Source organism: Acidovorax lacteus (assembly GCF_039540375.1).
Lineage (GTDB): Bacteria > Pseudomonadota > Gammaproteobacteria > Burkholderiales > Burkholderiaceae_C > Acidovorax_G > Acidovorax_G lacteus.
Map to the genome: position 1 here is coordinate 426,484 of NZ_BAABEX010000029.1, position 21,715 is coordinate 448,198.

Annotated in this window: 15 protein-coding genes; 13 read left to right on the top strand and 2 right to left on the bottom strand. The window is 68.9% G+C overall.

The genetic code is table 11. The annotated features are described in order from the left end of the window. Window positions 1-18: 18 nt before the first annotated feature. Complete coding sequence (gene parC / locus ABD866_RS14800; protein WP_345066784.1) at window positions 19-2,370, top strand: DNA topoisomerase IV subunit A; 2,352 nt, start codon at window positions 19-21, stop codon at window positions 2,368-2,370. 341 nt (window positions 2,371-2,711) lie between these two features. Then, window positions 2,712-4,454 carry a methyl-accepting chemotaxis protein gene (locus tag ABD866_RS14805; RefSeq protein WP_345066787.1) on the top strand — a complete coding sequence of 581 codons (1,743 nt, stop codon included), beginning with the start codon at window positions 2,712-2,714 and terminating at the stop codon, window positions 4,452-4,454. Window positions 4,455-4,602: 148 nt separating this feature from the next. On the opposite strand, the gene ABD866_RS14810 is transcribed toward ABD866_RS14805, so the two are convergent. After that, window positions 4,603-5,061: a RidA family protein gene (locus ABD866_RS14810; RefSeq protein WP_345066790.1), complete on the bottom strand. Its 459-nt coding sequence runs from the start codon at window positions 5,059-5,061 to the stop codon at window positions 4,603-4,605. Window positions 5,062-5,233: 172 nt separating this feature from the next. Here ABD866_RS14810 and ABD866_RS14815 point away from each other — a divergent pair, with 172 nt between their 5' ends. The 3 genes from ABD866_RS14815 to ABD866_RS14825 all read left to right on the top strand — a co-directional run bounded on the left by ABD866_RS14815 (window position 5,234) and on the right by ABD866_RS14825 (window position 10,396). Then, window positions 5,234-7,789, top strand: a complete 2,556-nt coding sequence (locus ABD866_RS14815; protein WP_425549598.1) for a DNA internalization-related competence protein ComEC/Rec2 — start codon at window positions 5,234-5,236, stop codon at window positions 7,787-7,789. Between the two features lie 79 nt (window positions 7,790-7,868). Next, complete coding sequence (locus ABD866_RS14820) at window positions 7,869-9,317, top strand: circularly permuted type 2 ATP-grasp protein (protein WP_345066796.1); 1,449 nt, start codon at window positions 7,869-7,871, stop codon at window positions 9,315-9,317. Window positions 9,318-9,436: 119 nt separating this feature from the next. Next, entirely contained in the window at window positions 9,437-10,396 is a 960-nt protein-coding gene (locus tag ABD866_RS14825; RefSeq protein ID WP_345066799.1) for an alpha-E domain-containing protein, read from the top strand. Window positions 10,397-10,667: 271 nt separating this feature from the next. Here ABD866_RS14825 and bfr read toward each other — a convergent pair whose 3' ends face one another. Continuing rightward, window positions 10,668-11,144, bottom strand: coding sequence for a bacterioferritin (gene bfr / locus ABD866_RS14830; RefSeq protein ID WP_345066801.1), 477 nt, complete (start codon window positions 11,142-11,144; stop codon window positions 10,668-10,670). A 374-nt stretch (window positions 11,145-11,518) separates the two neighbouring features. On the opposite strand from bfr, the gene ahpC reads away from it, so the two are divergent. The 8 genes from ahpC (at window position 11,519) to ABD866_RS14870 (ending at window position 21,018) form a co-directional block, all read left to right on the top strand. Continuing rightward, a complete protein-coding gene (gene ahpC / locus ABD866_RS14835) occupies window positions 11,519-12,094 on the top strand; it encodes an alkyl hydroperoxide reductase subunit C (RefSeq protein WP_345066805.1) in 576 nt (191 codons plus the stop codon). Window positions 12,095-12,275: 181 nt separating this feature from the next. Further along, a complete protein-coding gene (gene ahpF, locus ABD866_RS14840) occupies window positions 12,276-13,889 on the top strand; it encodes an alkyl hydroperoxide reductase subunit F (RefSeq protein WP_345066808.1) in 1,614 nt (537 codons plus the stop codon). A gap of 400 nt (window positions 13,890-14,289) precedes the next feature. After that, window positions 14,290-16,548, top strand: a complete 2,259-nt coding sequence (locus tag ABD866_RS14845) for a TonB-dependent hemoglobin/transferrin/lactoferrin family receptor (RefSeq protein WP_345066814.1) — start codon at window positions 14,290-14,292, stop codon at window positions 16,546-16,548. 37 nt (window positions 16,549-16,585) lie between these two features. Continuing rightward, the gene (locus tag ABD866_RS14850) at window positions 16,586-16,939 is read left to right on the top strand and encodes a hypothetical protein (protein ID WP_345066817.1); all 354 of its coding nucleotides are present in this window, start codon (window positions 16,586-16,588) and stop codon (window positions 16,937-16,939) included. Continuing rightward, complete coding sequence (locus ABD866_RS14855) at window positions 16,936-18,060, top strand: hemin-degrading factor (protein WP_345066820.1); 1,125 nt, start codon at window positions 16,936-16,938, stop codon at window positions 18,058-18,060. Before ABD866_RS14850 ends, ABD866_RS14855 begins: the two co-directional genes overlap by 4 nt. Further along, window positions 18,057-18,974 (top strand): heme/hemin ABC transporter substrate-binding protein, encoded by a 918-nt coding sequence (locus tag ABD866_RS14860; protein ID WP_345066823.1) that lies wholly within the window; start codon window positions 18,057-18,059, stop codon window positions 18,972-18,974. Before ABD866_RS14855 ends, ABD866_RS14860 begins: the two co-directional genes overlap by 4 nt. Beyond that, window positions 18,971-20,044, top strand: coding sequence for a FecCD family ABC transporter permease (locus ABD866_RS14865; protein ID WP_345066826.1), 1,074 nt, complete (start codon window positions 18,971-18,973; stop codon window positions 20,042-20,044). The genes ABD866_RS14860 and ABD866_RS14865 overlap by 4 nt, the downstream gene beginning before the upstream one ends. Continuing rightward, entirely contained in the window at window positions 20,041-21,018 is a 978-nt protein-coding gene (locus ABD866_RS14870) for a heme ABC transporter ATP-binding protein (protein ID WP_345066829.1), read from the top strand. The genes ABD866_RS14865 and ABD866_RS14870 overlap by 4 nt, the downstream gene beginning before the upstream one ends. Window positions 21,019-21,715 lie beyond the last annotated feature (697 nt).

The following is a 21,715-nucleotide window of genomic DNA, read 5'->3' on the forward strand; positions in this document are numbered from 1 at the left end:
TTGAACTGCTGAAGCCGAATGTCCGACTCCACCCTTCCTCTGCTGCAGACCGCCGGTGACGACGATGCCATCACCCTGGGCGGCTATGCGCAGCGCGCCTACCTTGAATACGCGCTCTCGGTCGTCAAAGGCCGCGCGCTGCCCGACGTGTGCGACGGCCTCAAGCCCGTGCAGCGCCGCATCCTGTACGCGATGGACCGCATGGGCCTGGGCTACAGCGGCGCCAGCCGCAACGTGGCGGCCAAGCCCGTCAAGAGCGCCCGCGTGGTGGGCGATGTGCTCGGCCGCTTTCATCCGCACGGCGACCAGTCGGCCTACGACGCGCTGGTGCGCATGGCGCAGGACTTTGCGCAGCGCTATCCGCTGATCGATGGCCAGGGCAATTTCGGCAGCCGCGACGGCGACGGCGCGGCCGCCATGCGCTACACCGAGGCCCGCCTGTCGCGCATCACCAGCCTGCTGCTCGACGAGATCGACGAAGGCACGGTCGATTTCATGCCCAACTACGACGGCAGCACGCAGGAGCCGCGCCAACTGCCCGCACGCCTGCCGTTCGCGCTGCTCAACGGCGCCAGCGGCATCGCCGTGGGCCTGGCCACCGAGATCCCGAGCCACAACCTACGCGAAGTGGCTGATGCCTGCGTCGCCCTGGTCAAGAACCCCAAGCTCACCGACGAGGAGCTGTTCGCGCTGATTCCCGGCCCCGACTACCCGGGTGGCGGGCAGATCATCAGCAGCACGGCCGACATCCAGGACGCCTACCGTACGGGCCGGGGCAGCCTCAAGGTGCGCGCGCGCTGGAAGATCGAAGACCTGGCGCGCGGCCAGTGGCAGATGGTGGTGACCGAGCTGCCGCCGGGCGTGTCGGCGCAGAAGGTGCTCGAAGAGATCGAGGAGCTGACCAACCCCAAGGTCAAGACCGGCAAGAAGGCGCTCACGCAGGACCAGACCCAGCTCAAGGCCACGCTGCTGGCTGTGCTCGACGGCGTGCGCGACGAGTCGAGCAAGGACGCACCCGTGCGCCTGGTGTTCGAGCCCAAGACGGGCAAGGTGCCGCAGCAGGACCTGACCCAAGTGCTGCTGGCCCACACCAGCCTTGAAACCTCGGCCCCGATCAACCTCACCATGGTCGGGCTCGACGGTCGGCCCACGCAGAAGTCGCTGCGCGACATGCTCGAAGAGTGGGTGAGCTTCCGCCAGAGCACGATCACGCGGCGCTCGGAGCACCGCCTGGCCAAGGTGCTGGACCGCATCCATATCCTCGAAGGCCGGCAGCTGGTGCTGCTGAACATCGACGAGGTGATTGCCATCATCCGCGGCAGCGATGAACCCAAGGCCGCGCTGATGGAGCGCTTCCGCTTGAGCGAGCGCCAGGCGGAAGACATCCTCGAAATCCGCCTGCGCCAGCTTGCGCGGCTCGAAGCCATCCGCATCGAGCAAGAACTGGCCGAGCTGCGCACCGAGCAGGGCAAGCTCGAAGACGTGCTGGGCAACCCCGCCTCGCTCAAGCGGCTGATGGTGCGCGAGATCGAGGCCGATGCGAAGCAGTTTGCCGACGCGCGCCGTACGCTGATCCAGGCCGAAAAGAAGGCCGTGGCCGAAGTGCGCGTGCTCGACGAACCCGTCACGGTGGTGGTGTCGGCCAAGGGCTGGGTGCGCGCGCGCCAGGGCCACGGGCACGACGCGGGCAGCTTCGCCTTCAAGGCGGGCGATGGCCTGTATGGCACCTTCGAGTGCCGCACCGTCGACCAGCTGCTGATTTTTGGCAGCAACGGGCGGGTGTATTCGGTGCCGGTGTCGGCGCTGCCCGGTGGCCGTGGCGATGGCCAGCCGGTCACGACGCTGATCGATCTCGAATCGGGCACCCAGCCCGCGCACTACTTTGCCGGGCCCTCAGGGGCCATGCTGCTGCTGGCGGGGTCGGGGGGCTATGGCTTCATCGCTGCGGTGGAGCACATGGTGTCGCGCCAGAAGGGCGGCAAGGCCTTCCTGTCGCTGGGCGAAGGTGAAACGCTGTGCAAGCCGTCGCCCGTGGCGGGGGGCTCGGGCAGCCAGCCTTGGCCCGATGCCACCCATGTGTGCTGTGCATCGGCGGGCGGGCGCATTCTCACGTTCGAGATTGCCGAGCTCAAGACCATGGCCAACGGCGGCCGTGGTCTGCTGCTGATCGACCTGGAACCCAAAGACCAACTGGCCGGTGCAGCCGCTTACACCCGCAGCGTGCGCCTGGAGGGTGTCGGACGGGGCGGTAAGCCGCGCGATGAAACGCTGGAGATCCGCAGCCTGAACAACGCCCGGGGTGCACGCGCCCGCAAGGGCAAGGCGGCCGACCTGGGCTTCAAGCCAGCGGTGGTGCTCCGCGTCGAGTAGGTCGTGCCCGCATCCACAGCGCTGCGTCCCCGGCCGCCCGGGGTGCCTGTGTAGGGCTGTGGTTGGTCGCCAGGCAAGGCTCTGCGCAACGCCGTGCGGTTTGCGCTTGCACAGCCGCGGTCAGGCCATTGCGTTGCTTTTGTGGCCGGTTGCCCTGCGATGGGCTGCAAAACGCGTTGCGGCTCCTCGCCTGATCCGCACCTGTTTATCCAGTCGAGGGCTTTGCAACGCTTCCCGAGCGCGACATCACACAGTCCCCCTGGGTTTGTTCCGTTGAATTGGGCGCAGAAAAAGAGCAAGATCGGTTACAGATTGATTCAACTTTGGCAAGGAGACTGCGAATGATCCAGCGGCTGCGCATTGCTCAAAAACTCTGGCTTTCCGTGGTGATCATCGTGACCATGATGGTCTCGGTGATCGGTTTTGCAGCCTACCGTTCGGCCACAGCGCAAAAGGTGGCCGACAGCGTCAACGCGCAAATGAACGAGCGCGTCCAGGGCGCGATCCGGTGGGTGGGTCTCACCGAGATGAACGCAGCCCGCACGCTGGCTCTGATTCTGAGCTCCGATGCGCTGGTGGAAGCCGAATTCAAGGACGCCATCGCGGCCACATCGGCGCAGATCAGCGAACTGCAGAAGTCGCTTGAGGCCATTGCCACCTCGGACGCCGACAAGGCGCAGATGGCCAAGATCGCGGCGTCGCGCAAGACCATGATCGACTTGCGCAATGAGGCGCGCAAGCTCAAGTCGGACGGCAATGCCGAAGCGGCCATCAAACTCGTGCGCGATCGGTACAACCCGGCGGTGACGGCCTATGTGCAGACGCTGCGCGACTTCGTGCAGCTCCAGCAGCAAACGGCCGCGCGCGAGCTCCAGGCCATTGCCGAGTCGCGCATGATGACCATCAAGATCGCGGCCACGGCATCGGGGCTGGTGCTGGTGTTCATTGCCGTGGGGGCTTTCTTCCTGATCCGCAGCATCCTGCAGCCGCTGCAGCAGGCCAACGAAATGGCGGCCCGCATTGCCGCAGGCGACCTGACCGCCCAGGGCACCGTGACGCGGGCCGACGAATTTGGCGACCTGCTGCGGTCTTTGTATGCCATGTGTGAATCGCTCGGCCGCCTGGTGCACCAGGTGCGGCAGTCCACCGACAGCATCGCCATTGCCAGCGCCGAGATTGCCACCGGCAACCAGGACCTGTCGTCGCGCACCGAGCAGACGTCGAGCAACCTGCAAGAAACGGCAGCTGCAATGGAGCAGTTCACCAGCACCATCCAGCAAAGCGCCAGCAGCGCCCAGCAGGCCAGCAGCCTGGCCAACAGCGCCACCAGCGTGGCGCGCAAGGGCGGCGAAGTGGTCACGCAGGTCGTGTCCACCATGCAGGACATCAACCAGAGCAGCCAGAAGATTGCGGACATCATCAGCGTGATCGATGGCATTGCGTTCCAGACCAACATCCTGGCCCTGAACGCCGCTGTGGAAGCCGCCCGTGCTGGCGAGCAGGGCCGCGGATTTGCGGTGGTGGCGGGCGAGGTGCGCACCCTGGCCCAACGCAGCGCCGAGGCGGCTAAGGAGATCAAGAGCCTGATCCACGCGTCGGTCGAGAAGGTGGAAACCGGCACACGCCTGGTGGCCGACGCAGGCACCACCATGGAAGACATCGTGCGTTCCGTGCAGCGTGTGACCGACATGATCGGCGAGATCACCGCGGCCGCGTCCGAGCAGAGTGCCGGGGTGTCGCAGGTCAACCAGGCGGTGGGCAATCTCGACCAGATGACCCAGCAAAACGCCGCGTTGGTCGAAGAAAGTGCGGCGGCGGCCCAAAGCCTGCGCGAGCAGGCCGACCAGTTGGCCCAGGTGGTGGCCGTGTTCCGCACCGCGGGCGGTATGTCCACTGCGGCACCGCGCGCCGTGGCCCCCCGGGCTGCGGCTGCACCAGCGCCGCTGCCGGCCGCCCCGCGTCCTGCTGCTGTGCCGCGCGCGCCAGCGCCCGCGCGCATTGCATCGGCGCCAACTGCCAAACCTGCGCCGGGCAAACCGGCAGGCAAGGCGTCCGAATCCGACGGGGATTGGGAGTCGTTCTGAGCCTCAAGGCGTCCTTGCACCCGGTGTAGAAGAGGGTGCGCTGGACGTAGAGGGTGGGCTGGGGATGCGCGGCACGCCTGCAGGCGTGCCGCGTGGGCCAAGCCCTGGGCCTGGGGCTGGCCCATGGCGCCAGCCCGTGTTCCGAGGATCAGCCGATTTCGGCAATCAGTTCAATTTCGACGCAGGCGCCCATCGGGATCTGCGCCACGCCGAAGGCGCTGCGCGCATGCACGCCCTTGTCGCCGAACACCTGGCCCAACAGTTCGCTGCAGCCGTTGGTCACCAGATGCTGTTCGGTGAAGGTGGGCGTGGAATTCACCAGACTCATCACCTTGACGATGCGACGCACGCGGTTCAGGTCGCCGCCGCAGGCGGCTTGCAGCGTGGCCATCAGGTCGATCGCCACGGCGCGGGCGGCGGCCTTGCCTTCTTCGGTGCCGATGGCGCTGCCCAGCTGTCCCGCCCAGGGCTTGCCGTCCTTGCGGGCGATGTGGCCGCTCAAAAACACGAGGTTGCCGGTCTGCACGTAAGGCACGTAGGCAGCCGCCGGGGTGGCCACGGGCGGCAGGGTGATCTGGAGGGCAGAAAGCTGGTCGTAAACGCTCATGGTCGTCTCTGGAGTTGTGGTCAAGGGATGCGGCCGGACCGTGGCTGCCGTGGCGGTGGGCCGCCGGGGCCTGCCGGCCGCCCGGGAGTGTTACACAAAAGGCACAGCGCCCCGCCTGCACCGGCCTGCGCATGCGCTGCGGGCGGCACTTTGGGGCACGATCGCACGCATGATGGATCTGCCGCCCTCCGTGGCCACACCGGCACAGACCACCGGGCTCCCGCGGCCGTCCCTGGCCAGCAGCGTCGTGCCGGGCTGTGCTGGGGTTCTGGCGGGCACCGCTGCGCAGCTTCAGCAGGCGCAACTGTGGCCCGCGGTGTTCTACGGTGCGTTGGCGCTGGGGGGCGCGGCGGTGGTGGGCCTGGGGCTGTGGCTGCAGCGCGTGCGCGGCACCCCGCGTGGTCTTGGCTGGGCATGGCTGGCGATTGCATTGGCGGCATGGGCGTTCGCAGCCACCGGCTGGCGCGCGCTTGCGTACCAGGCGGATGCACTGGATGTGGCGCTGGCCGGGCACGATCTGCGCGTGGTGGCCGTAGTGGACGCCATGCCCCAGCGCACGGAGCTGGGCGTGCGTCTGCGGTTGTCGGTGGAGTCTGCGGCGACGCTGGACGGGCAGGCCGTGCGCTTGCCCCGGCGGGTGGATGTGGGCTGGTGGGGCGGGGTCTGGCAGGCAGGGCCGGGCCTTGCGGCCGACCTGCAACGGCTGCCGCCCGACGTGCGCGCAGGCGAGCGTTGGGCCTTCACCCTGCGCTTGCGCCCACCGCAGGGCGCGCGCAACCCGCACGGCTTTGACTACGAACTCTGGATGTGGGAGCAGGGCGTGCAGGCCGTGGGCTCGGTGCGCGCCGGGCTGCGCGATGCGCCGCCCGAGCGCCTGGGGAGCACGGCGCAGGCGCCTGTGCAGGCCTTGCGCCAGCGGGTGCGTGACGCCATCGTGCAGCGCCTGGCCGGGGGCGATGACCCTGCACAAGATCGCCGCGCCGGGGTGGTGGCGGCGTTGGTCACGGGCGACCAGCGCATGATCGACCGCGCCGACTGGGACGTGTTCCGCGCCACCGGCGTGGCGCACCTCATGAGCATCAGTGGTCTGCACATCACCCTGTTTGCCTGGCTGGCGGCAGCGGGAGTGGGGGCCCTGTGGCGGCGCAGTGCGCGCTGCTGCCATGCCGTGCCTGCGCCCCGGGCGGCGTTGCTGGCCGGGGTGATGCTGGCGGCGGCCTATGCGCTGTTCAGCGGCTGGGGCGTGCCGGCCCAGCGTACCGTGCTCATGCTGGCCACGGTGGCAGCGCTGCGGCTGGCGGGGCTGGTGTGGCCCTGGCCGGTGGTGTGGGCGGCGGTGGCGGGCGTGGTGGTGCTGATCGATCCGTGGGCGCTGTGGCAGCCGGGCTTCTGGTTGAGCTTCGTGGCCGTGGGGATTCTGTTTGCTACAAATCCGATAGCAAACTATTCAGCGGGGAAGAGCACAAGCACCCGATTGAAGGCCTTGCTGCATGAGCAATGGACGGTGACGCTGGCGCTGACGCCGCTGGGCCTGCTGTGGTTTGGGCAGGTGTCGCTGGTGGGGCTGGTGGCCAACCTGGCGGCGATTCCGTGGGTGACCGGCGTGGTGTTGCCGCTGTCGCTGCTGGGCCTGCTGTGGCCCCCGGTGTGGGACGCCGCCGCCTGGGCGCTGTGGCCGCTGATGGCAGGCCTGCAAGCGCTGGCCGATTGGCCCTGGGCGGTGCTGGCGCTGCCGGCAGCGCCGCTGTGGGCGGGCGTGGCTGCGCTGGCGGGGGGCTGCCTTCTGGCCTGGCGCGGCCCCTGGGCCCTGCGCGTGTGGGCGCTGCCGCTGCTGCTGCCCGCGCTGTGGTGGCAGCCAGCGCGGCCCGTGCCGGGCCAGTTCGAACTGCTGGCGGCCGACGTGGGGCAGGGCAATGCGGTGCTGGTGCGCACGGCGCGCCACAGCCTGTTGTACGACGCCGGGCCGCGCTACGGCACTGCGGCCGACGCAGGCGAGCGCGTGCTGGTGCCGTTGCTGCAGGCCACGGGTGAGCGGCTCGACCGCCTGGTCATCAGCCACCGCGACACCGACCACACCGGCGGGGCCGAGGCGGTGCTGCGCCAGCATCCGCAGGCCGACGTGCTCGCATCGCTGGAACCCGGCCATGCGCTCGCGGTATTGCGGCCCGTGCAGCCGTGCTCGGCAGGCCAGCGCTGGGAATGGGATGGCGTGCGCTTTGAGGTGCTGCACCCGCAGACGGCCTGGCCGGAACCCCTGCCGGGCCGGCCGGAACCACGCCCCAACACGCTGAGCTGCGTGCTGCGCGTGGAGGCCGCAGACATCGGGGGCGTGCCTGGCGCGGCCGCGCTGCTTACGGGCGACATCGAGGCTGCCCAGGAGCAGGCGCTGGTGCAGGCGGGCGCACCGCTGGCCGCCGACTGGCTGCTGGTGCCGCACCACGGCAGCCGTACGTCGTCCACCGCCGCGTTTTTGCAGGCTGTGGCACCGCGCACCGCTTTGGTGCAGGCGGGCGTGGCCAACCGCTACGGCCATCCGGCGCCCGACGTGCTGGCACGCTACCGCGCCCAGGGCGTGGCCGTGGTGCAGACACCGCAGTGCGGCGCAGCGCAGTGGTCGTCTGCGCGGCCTGACGCCGTGGTGTGCGAGCGTGAACGCGAGCGCCGCTACTGGCAGCACGCAGGGGGCCATACCGGCAGTGCCTCGACGGTCGGGGTACGAACCCCTTGAGTGCGCGCGGCCCTGTGGGCGCCGCCTGTCGCGCTGAGTGGGCGCATTCCTTGCTATCCTGACCGCAGGAGGCCCGTTCATGCAGAAATTTGACGAGATGTACGCGACGCTGCCCTTCGACGGCAGCGACGTGCGCGAGCATTACCAACGCTACGGCCACTGGCTGTCGCGCCAGCCCGAAGCGGCCATGCAGGCCCGCCGGGCCGAGGCAGAAATGATCTTCCGCCGCGTGGGCATCACCTTTGCGGTGTATGGCGCCAAGGACGAAACCGGCGCAGGCAGCGAACGCCTGATTCCCTTCGACCTGATCCCGCGCATCATTCCGGGCCACGAGTGGAGCCGCATGCAGCAGGGCCTGGTGCAGCGCGTTACGGCCCTCAACCGGTTCATCCACGACGTGTACCACCAGCAGGACATCCTGCGCGCGGGCGTGGTACCGGCCGACCTGATTTTGCAGAACGCCCAGTACCGCCCGCAGATGGCGGGCGTGGACGTGCCGCGCGATGTGTATGCGCACATTGCGGGCATCGACATCGTGCGCGCGCCCGACGCCAGCGGTGAAGGCGTGTACTACGTGCTCGAAGACAACCTGCGCGTGCCCAGCGGCGTGAGCTACATGCTCGAGAACCGCAAGATGATGATGCGGCTGTTCCCCGAACTGTTCAGCCTGCACAAGGTGGCGCCGGTGGCGCATTACCCCGACATGCTGCTCGACACCCTGCGGGCCAGCGCCCCGGCTGGCGCGTCCGAGCCCACGGTGGTGGTGCTCACGCCCGGCATGTACAACAGCGCGTACTTCGAGCATGCATTCCTGGCCCAGCAGATGGGCGTGGAACTGGTCGAAGGGCAAGACCTCGTGGTGCGCGACAACTTTGTGTACATGCGCACCACCCAAGGCCTGCAGCGCGTGGACGTGATCTACCGCCGCGTGGACGACGACTTCCTCGACCCGCGCGTGTTCCGTCCCCAGTCCACCCTGGGCTGCGCGGGGTTGATGGCCGCGTACCGCGCGGGCAACGTGGCCATCTGCAATGCCGTGGGCACCGGCGTGGCCGACGACAAGTCGGTGTACCCGTATGTGCCCGAGATGATCCGCTTCTACCTGGGCGAAGAGCCCATCCTGGCCAACGTGCCCACCTGGCTGTGCCGCAAGCCGGACGACCTGCAGTACGTACTGGCCCACCTCGACGAGCTGGTGGTCAAGGAAGTGCATGGCGCCGGTGGCTACGGCATGCTGATCGGCCCAGCCGCCTCGCGCGCCGAGATCGAGGCCTTCCGCGGTGCGCTGCTGGCCAATCCGTCGGGCTACATCGCGCAGCCCACGTTGAGCCTGTCGAGCTGCCCCACGTACGTCGAGTCGGGCATCGCCCCGCGGCACATCGACCTGCGGCCGTTCGTGCTCAGCGGCCAGAAGGTGCAGATGGTGGCCGGCGGCCTTACGCGCGTGGCGTTGCAGGAAGGTTCGCTGGTCGTCAACTCGTCCCAGGGTGGCGGCACCAAGGACACCTGGGTGCTGGGAGAGGGGTGAGCCATGCGCATGCCTGCCGATTCCCGCCACCCCGCATGCGCTGCCACCGGTAGCGCCGTCCCCATGATTTGCCCCGTGCGTGCGCAGCACGTGCGGGGTTCTCTGCCCCTGGAGGGCCTATGCTGAGCCGCACTGCCGACCATTTGTTCTGGATGTCCCGCTATACCGAGCGGGCAGAGAACACCGCCCGCATGCTGAATGTGAGCTACGAAACCTCGCTGCTGCCGCAGTCGGCCGACAAGGCGCAGGAAGGCTGGCTGGGGCTGCTGTCCATCAGCGAGCTGATTCCGGCCTACACCGCGCGGCACGGCGAGGTCACGCCCGCCGGGGTGCTGGACTTCATGGTGCGCGATGGCAACAACCCGTCGTCCATCGTGTCGTGCCTGCGTGCGGCGCGTGAGAACGCCCGTGCCGTGCGCGGCGCACTCACCACCGAAGTCTGGGAAACCCAGAACCAGACCTGGCTTGAAGTGGGCCGCCTGCTCGAAGGCGATGCGTTCGAGCGCGACCCGGGCCAGTTCTTTGAATGGGTCAAGCACCGCTCGCACCTGTCGCGCGGCGTCACGTTGGGCACCATGCTGCAGGACGAGGCGTTTCACTTCCTGCGCCTGGGCACCTTCCTGGAGCGGGCCGACAACACGGCGCGCTTGCTGGATGTGAAGTTCCACGCGGTCGAAAACGACTTCTTTGGCCGCCCCGGCGAGCGCAATCAGGAGGCCGACTTCTACCACTGGAGCGCGATCCTGCGCAGCGTCTCGGCCTTCGAGGTCTACCGCAAGGTGTACCGCGACGTGATCACGCCGGGCCGCGTGGCCGACCTGCTGATCCTGCGCCGCGACATGCCGCGTTCGCTGCACGCCAGCATGCGCGAGGTGGTGGACAACCTGGCCGTGGTGGCCAACGCGCAGTCGTCTGAAACGCAGCGCCGTGCGGGTCGCCTGCTGTCCGACCTGCAGTACGGCCGTATCGACGAGATCCTGGCCACGGGGCTGCATGCGTTCCTCACGCAGTTCCTCGACCGCGTGAACGACCTGGGCATGGGCATCAGCCGCGACTTCCTGGCGGTGGCGGCCGACTGACGCAGCGGCCGCAGCCCGCGCTGGCCTGCCAGGCCACCGTGGGCGCCGCTGGCGATGGGGCAGGGCGGTGTGCTCGGCGGCAGCCGTTTGCTCTGTTTTTGATAGCTGCTTATGCAGAGCAGACAAGCACAAGCCGCTTTTTTGGGCTTGAATGCTGTGGGGCTGCTTGCCGCGAAAGCGCAGCCTGTGGCACCGCCGTTGCGCACACAAAAAAGCCCGCAAGCGCCTTGCGGCGGCTGCGGGCTTGGGTGACACGTAGCGCTGGCCGGGCTTACTCGATCTCGCCCATCTGCGACTGCAGGTAGTTCTGCAGTCCCACCTTGCCGATCAGGTCGATCTGGGTTTCGAGGAAGTCGATGTGCTCCTCGGTGTCGTCCAGGATCTTTTGCAGCAGGTCGCGCGAGACGTAGTCGCGCACGGCCTCGCAGTGCGCAATGCCGTCCTTGATGGTGGCCTGGGCGCCGAGTTCGGAGCGCAGGTCGCAGGCCAGGATCTCGGGCACGTCTTCACCCACCTGGAGCTTGCCCAGGTCCTGCAGGTTGGGCAGGCCGTCGAGCGTGAAGATGCGGTCCATCAGCCAGTCGGCGTGCTTCATCTCGCCGATCGACTCGGCGTACTCCTTTTTGGCCAGCTTGTCGAAACCCCAGTGCTTGAGCATGCGGTAGTGCAGAAAGTACTGGTTGATTGCCGTGAGTTCGTTCTTGAGCTGCGCCTGCAGGTGCGCAATGACTTGGGGATCGCCTTTCATGGGGCCTCTCTTTTCGTGGAATGACAGTGGGCCGCATTGTTGACGCTGTACCGGGTTGCCGCAAGCCAATGCCCCCAATCGGCCGCGCGGGCTGCGCGTGAGCGTGAGAGGCGTTTGCATTCGCATCGCGGTACCAAGCAGGGCGGGGGTCTGCCATCCGCGGGGATGACCGCGACACGCGTCCGTCACCTCGGATTCCTACACTGATTCCCCGTGCCGCTTTGCGGTTTGGCCCTGCGCGCTACAGTCCGGGCGCAGGTGTTCTTGGATAGTCATAAGCAATCAAAACAATTTATTCAATTGATTGGATTGATTGTTTCGGGCGGCCTACACTTCACCTCGTTGTTCAATCAACCCACCACAAGGAAATCGCAATGTCCCTGATCAATTCGCAAGTCCAGCCCTTCAAGACCACTGCCTTCGTGAACCGCAACGGCAAGGGTGAGTTCATCGACCTGACCGAAGCCGACCTGAAGGGCAAGTGGTCCGTGCTGATCTTCATGCCGGCTGCCTTTACCTTCAACTGCCCCACCGAGATCGAGGACGCTGCGGACAACTACGCCGAGTTCCAGAAGGCCGGCGCCGAGGTGTACATCGTGACGACCGACACGCACTTCTCGCACAAGGTGTGGCACGAAACCTCGCCCGCCGTGGGCAAGGCCAAGTTCCCGCTGGTGGGCGACCCCACGCACCAGCTGACCAACGCCTTCGGCGTCCACATCCCTGAAGAAGGCCTGGCCCTGCGCGGCACCTTCGTGGTCAACCCCGACGGCGTCATCAAGACGATGGAAGTGCATTCCAACGAAATCGCCCGCGACGTGAAGGAAACCGTGCGCAAGCTCAAGGCCGCCCAGTTCACCGCCGCCAACCCCGGCCAGGTGTGCCCCGCCAAGTGGCAAGAAGGCGCCAAGACCCTGGCTCCTTCGCTGGACCTGGTCGGCAAGATCTAAGCCTCTCGCCACTTCGGCCCCGAAAGCCGGACAGCGTCATGGCGCGTGTGCGCCATGCCGTCCGGCTTTTTTTCGCCCAAAAATTGACTGAATCGGGCTGAACCCGCCCCGGGGGCTTGATAGGTTGGCAGCCAGCCCTCACGCTCTCCTGCCCAGAACTCCAAATCGAAAGGACACCACCATGCTCGACGATCAACTCAAAACCCAGCTTTCCGCGTACCTGGAGCGTGTGCAGCAGCCGTTTGAGCTGGTGGCGTCCCTGGACGACAGCGAGACCTCGCGCGACATGCGCGAGCTGCTGTCCACCATCCAGTCGCTGCGGGCCGACAAGATCAGCCTGCGCACCGACGGCACCGATGCGCGCAAGCCCTCGTTCACGCTGCAGCGCGCTGGCAGCAGCACGCAACTGCGCTTTGCCGGCCTGCCCCTGGGCCACGAGTTCACCTCGTTGGTGCTGGCCCTGCTGTGGACGGGCGGCCACCCGCCCAAGGTCGAGCAGTCCGTGATCGAACAGATCCAGGCGCTCGATGGCGACTACCGCTTCGAGATGTACATGAGCCTGACCTGCCACAACTGCCCGGACGTGGTGCAGGCGCTGTCGCTCATGGCCATCCTCAACCCCAAGGTGCAGACCACCGTGATCGAAGGCGGTGCTTTCCAGGACGAAGTGACCCAGCGCGAGATCATGGCCGTGCCCATGGTGTTCCTGAACGGCGAGCTGTTCGGTTCGGGCCGCATGACGCTCGAAGAGATCGTGGCCAAGCTCGACACCGGCGCAGCCGCCCGCGAAGCCGCCAAGCTCAGCGCCAAGGCGCCGTACGACGTGCTGATCGTGGGCGGTGGCCCGGCCGGCGCCGCCGCAGGCGTGTACGCCGCGCGCAAGGGCATCCGCACCGGCATTGCGGCCGAGCGTTTTGGCGGCCAGGTCAACGACACCCTGGGCATCGAGAACTACATCTCGGTGCTCGAAACCGACGGCCCCAAGTTTGCCGCCGCGCTGGAAGCCCACACCCGTGCCTACGACGTGGACATCATGAACCTGCAGCGCGCCGACAAGCTGATCCCGGCCGCCGAGCCCGGCGGCCTGATCGAGGTGCAGCTTGCCAACGGCGGCTCGCTCAAGGCCCGCACCGTGATCCTGTCGACCGGCGCACGCTGGCGCAACGTGAACGTGCCCGGCGAAGCCGAGTACAAGAACAAGGGCGTGGCCTACTGCCCGCACTGCGACGGCCCGCTGTTCAAGGGCAAGCGCACGGCTGTGATCGGTGGCGGCAACTCGGGCGTGGAAGCCGCGATCGATCTGGCCGGTGTGGTGGCACACGTCACGCTGATCGAGTTTGCCGACCAGCTCAAGGCCGACGCCGTGCTGGTGACCAAGCTCAAGAGCCTGCCCAACGTGACCATCCACACCAACGCGCAGACCACCGAAATCACCGGAGAGGGTGGCAAGGTCAACGGCCTGAAGTACAAAGACCGCGTCTCGGGCCAGGAACATCTGGTGCCGCTGGAAGGCGTGTTCGTGCAGATCGGCCTGGTGCCCAACACCGAATGGCTCAAGGGCACGGTCGAGCTGTCGCGCTTTGGTGAGATCGTGGTGGACGCGCATGGCCGCACCAACGTGCCCGGCGTGTTCGCCGCGGGCGACTGCACCACGGTGCCGTTCAAGCAGATCGTGATTGCTGCGGGCGATGGCGCCAAGGCCGCGCTCAGCGCCTTCGACCACCTGATCCGCACGCCTGCACCCGCGGCGGCAGCACCGGCCCCGCAGGCCGAACCCGAAGCCGTGGCCGCCTGAGCGCCGGGTGTGGGCGGTGCCCGGTGGCACTGCCGTCGCCGATCCAAGCCGAAATGGCTGCTCGTGCTTATTTATCAAGCACGAGCAGCTACTGAATGAATAGCAAAAGCCCCGCCGCGGACGATCTGCGGCGGGGCTTTTTGCATGGGGGCCCGAATCCTCGGCCTGTAGAGGGTCATCGGCGCTCTCTTGCGGTTGAGAATCATTCTCATATAATCGCACCGTCAGCCAGCCACCACCGGCACGGCCGTCATCCCGCAGCGGGGTGATGGTGCCCATCGCCCGGTGCCGGAGCCAGCTCTGTGTTGTTCACCGATTCCAGAGAAGGATTTCCGCCGTGGCCTTGGCTGTGCTGTCTGCCCGCGCGCCCGCCTGCGTTCTGCAGGCCGTTGCGCTCCCCATGTTGCATCCCCGACTGCGCCCCGTGTCCTGGGCTGCAGGGGCCTTGTGCCTGGCCGCTGGCATGGCCCAGGCGCAGGCGACGCAAGACCGGGCTGAAAGGCCCTCCGTCCCGGCTGTGCTCGACGCATCGGCCTGGCAGATCGCCGCCGCGCCGGCCCTCAAGCCTGTGGTGGTCAGTGGCTCGCGCAGCGAACAGGACCCCGACGAGCTGCCCCTGAGCATCGACGTGCTGGGCACCGAGGCGCTCGAGGAAGGCCAGGTGCGCGACATCCGCGACGCTGCGCGCGAACTGCCCAACGTGTCGGTGCAGCGCTCGCCCGCGCGCTTCACACTGGCCAGCGGCTCCACCGGCCGCGACCAGAATGCGGGCTTCAACATTCGCGGGCTCGACGGCAACCGGGTGCTGCTGCTGGTCGATGGCGTGCGCCAGCCGCGCAGCTACGTGTTCAGCGCCAATGCCTTTGGCCGCGACTATGTGGACGTGGGCCTGCTGCAGCGCATTGAGGTGGTACGCGGCGCCAGTTCGGCCCTGTACGGCTCGGATGGCATGGCCGGCCTGGTGCATTTCATCACGGCCGACCCGGCCAATTTCCTGGGCGATGGCCGCACCTTGGGCGGCCGCGTGTCGCTGGGCTACGACGGCGACGACCGGGGCCGCCGTATGGGCGCCACGGTGGCGGGCCGTGCGGGCGAGTCGGTGCAGTGGCTTGTGGCTGCAAGCGCAGGCCGCAGCCGTGAGCTGGACAACATGGGCACGCTCGATGTGCCCAACGCCGACCGTACCCGCCCCAATCCGCAGCAAGACCGCGGGGCTTCGGCGCTGGCCAAGCTGGTGCTCACGCCCTCCGCCGGGCAGCAGCACCGCTTCACGTTCGAGCATGTGGACAAAACGTCCGACTACGAGCTGCTGAGTGCGCGCTCCAAGCCGCCGCTCGTGGCCACCTCGGTGCTGTCTTCGCAGTCGCGCACCGACATGCAGCGCTCGCGCCTGGGCTGGGACGGCCGCTGGCGGCTGGATGCGGCCCTGGTTGACGAGCTCAAGGCCGTACTCGCCTGGCAGGATGCGGGCTCGCGCGAGTACATCACCGAAGACCGCGCCACCGCGGCCGACCGCGTGCGCGACGTGACCTACGACGAACGCGCCTGGCAGGCCCAACTGCAGGCTACCAAGCTGCTGCGCATGCAGGGCGACTGGGTGCAAAAGCTCACCTACGGCATCGACCATGTGCGCTCGGATGTGCGCAACCTGCAGACCGGCGTGACGCCCCCGGCGGGCGAGACCTTTCCGCTCAAGCGCTTTCCGGACACCACCGAAACCAGCACCGCACTGTTCGTGCAGAACGAGATCGTGGCCGGGCCCTGGAGCATCACGCCCGGTCTGCGCCTCGACCATTTCCGCATCCAGGCCGACCCGCGCGGCTTTGCCACGCCCGTGGTGTCGCTGTCGGGCCAGGCCACATCGCCCAAGCTGGGCGTGCTGTACCGCGCGTCGGATGCGGTCAGCCTGTTCGCCCACTACGCGGCGGGCTTTCGTGCGCCCAACGCGGGGCAGGTCAATGCGTTCTTTGACAACCCCACAGGCAACTACCGCACCATTCCCAACCCGAACCTGCGGCCCGAGAAGAGCCAGAGCATCGAACTGGGCGCGCGCGGCCGCTGGCAGGCGCTGTCGCTCGAAGCGGCAGTGTTCCATGGGCGCTACAAGGATTTCATCGAAGACCTGCAGCGCGTGAGCGGCACCGGCGCGCCGGGCAATCCGCTGGTGTTCCAGTCGGTCAACCTCGGGCGCGTCACGCTCAGCGGCTTTGAGCTCAAGGGGCGCATGGACTGGGGCGCCTGGGCGGGTGGGCGCATCAGCACCCCGTTTGCCTACGGCCGTACGCAGGGCCGCGACACGGCCACAGGACGCCCCGTCAACACCGTGGACCCGGCCCGCCTGGTGGCTGGTGTGCGCTACGAGACGGACGGCTGGCATGTGCGCCTGGACGCCACGCACAGCGCGGCCAAGAAGGCCGAGGATGTGTCGGTGGCCGCAGGCAGCACGCAGTTCCTCACGCCTGCCTACACCGTGCTCGACCTGGTGGGCCAGTGGCGCATCCGCAAAGACCTGCGCCTGAACGCCGGCCTCTACAACCTCACCGACAAGAAGCACTGGCGCTGGGCCGATGTGCGCGGCCTGGCCGCGGGCGCGGGCTTTGTCGATGCCTACAGCCAGCCCGGTCGTTCGCTGCGCGTGTCGCTGGTGGCCGACTTTTGAATCCTCTCTTTTTCAATGCCACTCCAAGGAGCCCTGCATGACCCCTTCCCACCTTGCCTCCGCGCCCGTGTCGGCCGACGAGGAATACGCGCTGCCCGGCGTCGAGGCCCTGCTGGCCGGCACGTTGGCCCTGATGACGGGCCACGCCCAAGCCTGCTGCGACGGGCACCGCGATGCGATGGCCCGCAAGATCGCCGCGCAGCTTGGCTGGATCGGTGAACTGCAGGGCTTTACGCCGCACTTTCGCACGGTGCTGGGCACGCTGCGGGCGCGCTGGTTGCAGCAGGCAGGTCTGCCAGACGACGCCGGTGCGCACGCGCAGGCCGCTGCGCTGAGTGCCGCCGAGCAGCATCGCGCGCTGTGGCTGCGCGCTCCGGAGGTGCTGCAATGAGCGCGCCCCACCCCACGGCTGCCCTGGCAGCCCAGAACGCAGCCCAGATCCGCGAGCGCTTCGCCCAGGCCCGCGCCAGCGGACTGCGCGCGCGGGACGCCGCCGAACACCTGGGGCTGTCCGAAGGTGCGGCCCTGGCCGCCCATGCGGGTGTGTCGGGCGGGTCGCTGCAGGTGCAGCCGATGCGCGGCCCGTGGGTGGAGCTGCTGCAGGCGCTGGAGCCCTGCGGACCGCTGATGGCCCTCACGCGCAACCACAGCACGGTGCACGAGAAGACCGGCGTGTATGCCAAGGTATCTGCCACCGGCCCCGTGGGCCTGGCGCTGGGCGAAGACATCGACCTGCGCCTGTTCTTCCAGCGCTGGCATGCTGGCTTTGCCGTCACCGAGGCGGCATCCGACCCCACACGCGCGCCACAGCACAGCCTGCAGTTCTTCGACGCGCACGGCGACGCGGTGCACAAGGTGTTTGTGCGCGAGACCACCGACCGCGACGCTTGGGCGGCTATGGTGCAGCGTTTTGCCGCGCCCGGTGCGCAGACCCTCTTCACGCCTGCGCCCGCCGCCACGCCGCCACGGCCCGACGCCGACATCGACGCCGCCGGCCTGCAGGAGGCCTGGGCCGCGATGCAGGACACGCACGAGTTCTTTGGCCTCACGCGCCGCTTTGACGTCGAGCGCCAGCAGAGCTTCCGGCTCGTGGAGGGGCGCTTTGCCTGGCGGTTGTCGCCGCAGGCCGTGACGCAGTTGCTGCAAGACGCCGCCGCCAGCGCGCTGCCCATCATGGTGTTCGTGGGCAACGCGGGCTGCATCCAGATCCACACCGGTCCGGTGCGCACCATCCGCCCGCTGCAGTCGGCCCAGGCCGCCTGGATCAATGTGCTGGACGCAGGCTTCAACCTGCATCTGCGCACCGACCGCATCGCGCAGGTCTGGTGGGTGGAAAAGCCCACCGCCGATGGCGTGGTGACCTCGGTGGAGGCGTTCGACGCCGACGGCGAACTCATGGCCATGTTCTTTGGCGCGCGCAAGCCGGGCCAGCCCGAGCGCGAGGCGTGGCGCGCGCTTGTGAGGGGGCTGCCCGCCGCCGCCGATGCCATGACGGCCGAGGTCAGCGCATGAGCACGCCCGCGGTCTACATGCCCACGCGCCGCCGCACGCTGCAGGCGCTGGCCCTGGCCGGCGGTGCGTGGGCCGGCATCGCGCATGCCCAACCGGGGGCGCGCCGGGTGGTGGCGCTGGGCGGCTCGATCACCGAGGTGGTGTATGCCCTGGGCGCGCAGGCGCAGCTTGTGGCCACCGACACGACCAGCCTGTTCCCCGAAGCTGCGCAGCGCACCCCCAAGGTAGGCTACCTGCGCCAGCTTGCGGCCGAGGGGCTGCTTGCGCTGCGGCCCGACGCCGTGGTGGGCACCAGCGATGCCGGCCCGCCCGTGGTGCTGGAGCACCTGCGCAGCGCTGGGGTACGGGTGGAGCTGGTGCACGCCGACCACACCTGGGACGAAGTGCGCCGCAAGATCGAGACCGTGGGTGCGGTGCTGGGCCGCCCCGAGGCCGCGCGCGCCCTGTGGCAGCAGGCCGACGCCGAATGGGCTGCCGTGCGCCGCCAGGTGGCGCAGGCGCGCCACCGGCCGCGGGTGCTGTTCATCCTGTCGCACACCGGCACGCCCCAGGTGGCGGGCACGGGTACAGCGGCGCATGCGCTCATCGGCTTTGCAGGCGGCGTGCCCGCGCTGTCGGGCTTTGAGGGCTACCGGCCCATGACGGCCGAGGCCCTGGCCCGCGCCGCACCCGACGTGGTACTGTGCACCACGCAGGGCATTGATGCGCTCGGCGGTGCTGCGCGGCTATGGCAGCGGCCTGAACTCGCGCTCACCCCCGCCTACGCACAACGCGCGCTGGTGGCGCTGGATGCCAACCACCTGCTCGGATTCGGTCCACGCCTGCCTGGGGCGGTGCGCGAGGTGCACCAGCGCCTGCAGACGCTGGCGGCCACCGCCCAGACTGCGTCTGGCGGGCTGGGGACGCACGCATGAGCGCCGTGCCCGCAGCACTCGGCGCCGCATCGGCCGTGCGGCGTCTGGCCCCTGCGCAGGCCCTGGCGCTGGGCGCCGCGCTGGTGCTGCTGGCGCTGGGCTGGAGCAGCACCCAGGGCGCCTACGCATTGGGCTGGGCCGACCTGTGGACCGCGCTGCGCGAGGCCTTGGGCGGTGCCTCCTCGCCCAGCCCTGAAACCCTGGTGCTCACGCGCATCCGCCTGCCGCGCCTGTTGCTGGGCGTGCTGGCAGGCGCGGGCCTGGGGCTGGCGGGGGCGCTGATGCAGGGGTTGTTTCGCAACCCACTGGCCGACCCGGGCCTGATCGGTGTGAGCAGCGGCGCGGCCCTGGCCGCGGGCATCACCATCGTGCTGGGCGGACTGTGGTTTCCGACGCTGCCGCGCGCCCTGGGCAGCTGGACGCTGGTGCTCATGGCCTTTGCCGGCGGCATGGCCGTCACGGCATTGATCGTGGCGCTGGCCCGCAGCCAGGGCGGCACGCGCGTGGCCCTGCTGCTGCTGGCCGGCGTGGCCGTCAACGCACTGGCCATGGCGGGCATGGGTTACCTGGCGTTTGTGTCCACCGACGAGCAACTGCGCAACGTGCAGATGTGGATGCTGGGCAGCCTGGGCGGCGCGCGCTGGAGTGCTGTGGCCGTGGTGGCGCTGGCCGTGACCCTGGCCCTGGCGGTGGGGCTGCGGCTGGCGCGTGCGCTCAATGCGCTGGCGCTGGGCGAGGCGCAGGCCACCTTGCTGGGCGTGCCGGTGGAGCGCGCCAAGCGCCAGGCCGTGGCCTGCTCCGCGCTGGCCGTGGGTGCGGTCACGGCCACCACCGGCATCATCGGCTTCATCGGGCTGATCGCGCCCCATTGGGTGCGTTTGGTGGCCGGGCCCGACCACCGCGTCGTGCTGCCGGGTTCGGCCCTGCTGGGTGCGGCGCTGGTGCTGGCAGCCGACGCCGTGGCCCGCACCGCGGTGCAGCCGGCCGAGCTGCCGTTGGGCGTGCTCACCGCTTGCCTGGGGGCACCGCTGTTTCTGGCCATGCTGCTGCGCTGGCGGGGGCGGTTATGAGCGCGCTGTGGACCCAACGTTCCACGGCGGCAGCGCAGTCTGTGCCACAGGCCGCGCGCCGCGCAACGCCGGATGCCCGAGCGGCCGATGGTGGCCGCGGCTGGCTGGTGTGCGAGTCGGCGGCCATCGCGCCGCCGGGCGCAGCCGTGCTGGCCACGGTGTCGGCCGCGTGGCGGGCCGGGCGGCTCACGGCCGTGCTTGGCCCCAACGGCGCGGGCAAGTCCACGCTGCTGGGCGTGCTCACCGGCCAGCATGCGCCCCGCAGCGGCCGCGTGTGGATCGACGGCGAGGCCGTGCTGCCCGCCACCCCCACAGCCGCCCGCGCACTGGCCTGCCGCCGCGCGGTGATGCTGCAGGAGAGCCCGGTGGCCTTTGACTTCACGGTGCAGGAGGTGGTCGAACTCGGCCGCTACCCGCACCGCCTGCATCCGAGCGCGCACGAGGCCACCATCGTGCAGCAGGCCCTGGCCGCCACCGGCGTGCAGCACCTCGCGCAGCGCGGCATCCAGAGCCTGTCGGGCGGCGAAAAGGCCCGCGCGCACCTGGCCCGCGCGCTGGCCCAGGTGTGGGAGCCCGCCCCCTGCGGCCGTCCGCGCTGGCTGCTGCTCGATGAACCCACGGCCGCCCTCGACCTGGCCCACCAGCACGCCGTGCTGGCCCTGCTGCGTGAGCGCGCCGAGCAGCAGGGCCTGGGCGTGGTGGTGGTGCTGCACGACCTGAACCTGGCGCTGCGCTATGCCCACGACGCCGCGCTGCTGGCCGGGGGAGCTTGCACCAGCGGGCCGGTGGACGAGGTGTTGACGCCGCAGGCGATTGCTCGGGCCTGGGGGGTGCGGGCGCGGGTGGTGGTGGGGGAGGGTGGGGTGCGGCAGTATCTGTTTGCGGCGGGGGCGGGGGGCGATGGCGATGCTGCTGTGGCTTTGCCGGGGCAGGCGATGGATGCAGGTGCGATGTCGTGCACGCCCTGCCGTTGATCGGTTGTTGCCGAGGGGGGAGGTGTTTTGGGCTGCTCGTGCTTGTTTCTTAAGCACGAGCAGCTATCAAATTCATAGCGATTGACCCGTTTGGGGTTGTTGGTGGTAGCTGGCCGCTGGCTTGTGCTGTGGTCCGGAGCCGGGATGTGCGCCCGGCGGCGCACCTTCTTTTCTTGTCTCGCCAAGAAAAGAAGGCAAAAGAAGGCGACCCTACAGGCTGCGTCCCCACGCGCACTGGCGTGCGCGCGGGGCAACCTGCGGTGCTCGCGCCTGGGGTGCGCCGCATAACTCACTGCGCGCCTGCGGCGCTGCGTTCGGACAAATGCGGCGAGCTAGAGCACGAAGCCTGCGTGTCCTGCGGCACGCAGGACACCCCAGGCGCTGCGCGCCTCGGCGCATCCTGAAGGGGGTGGGGCGGGCCATCGCTGCGCTCGGCCCGGCGCGGGCACCACCGCTGTGGGCATATCCAGCGCCTGCCGGCCGTGGTGCCTCGGGGGTCGGCGTCACTGCGCAGCAGCAGCCGACCCCTCTTGCCCCTCGGCTGCGACGAGGCGCGCAGGGCGCCCGAAGCGAAGCGCAGGGACGCAGCCGTGGGGTCGCCTTTTCTTTGGTGACTTTCTTTTGGAGGGTGTAGAAGAAATCTATTGAAGCCGCCCCAACAGCATCCGAGCCTGCGCCAGCCAGACCCAAGCAGCGG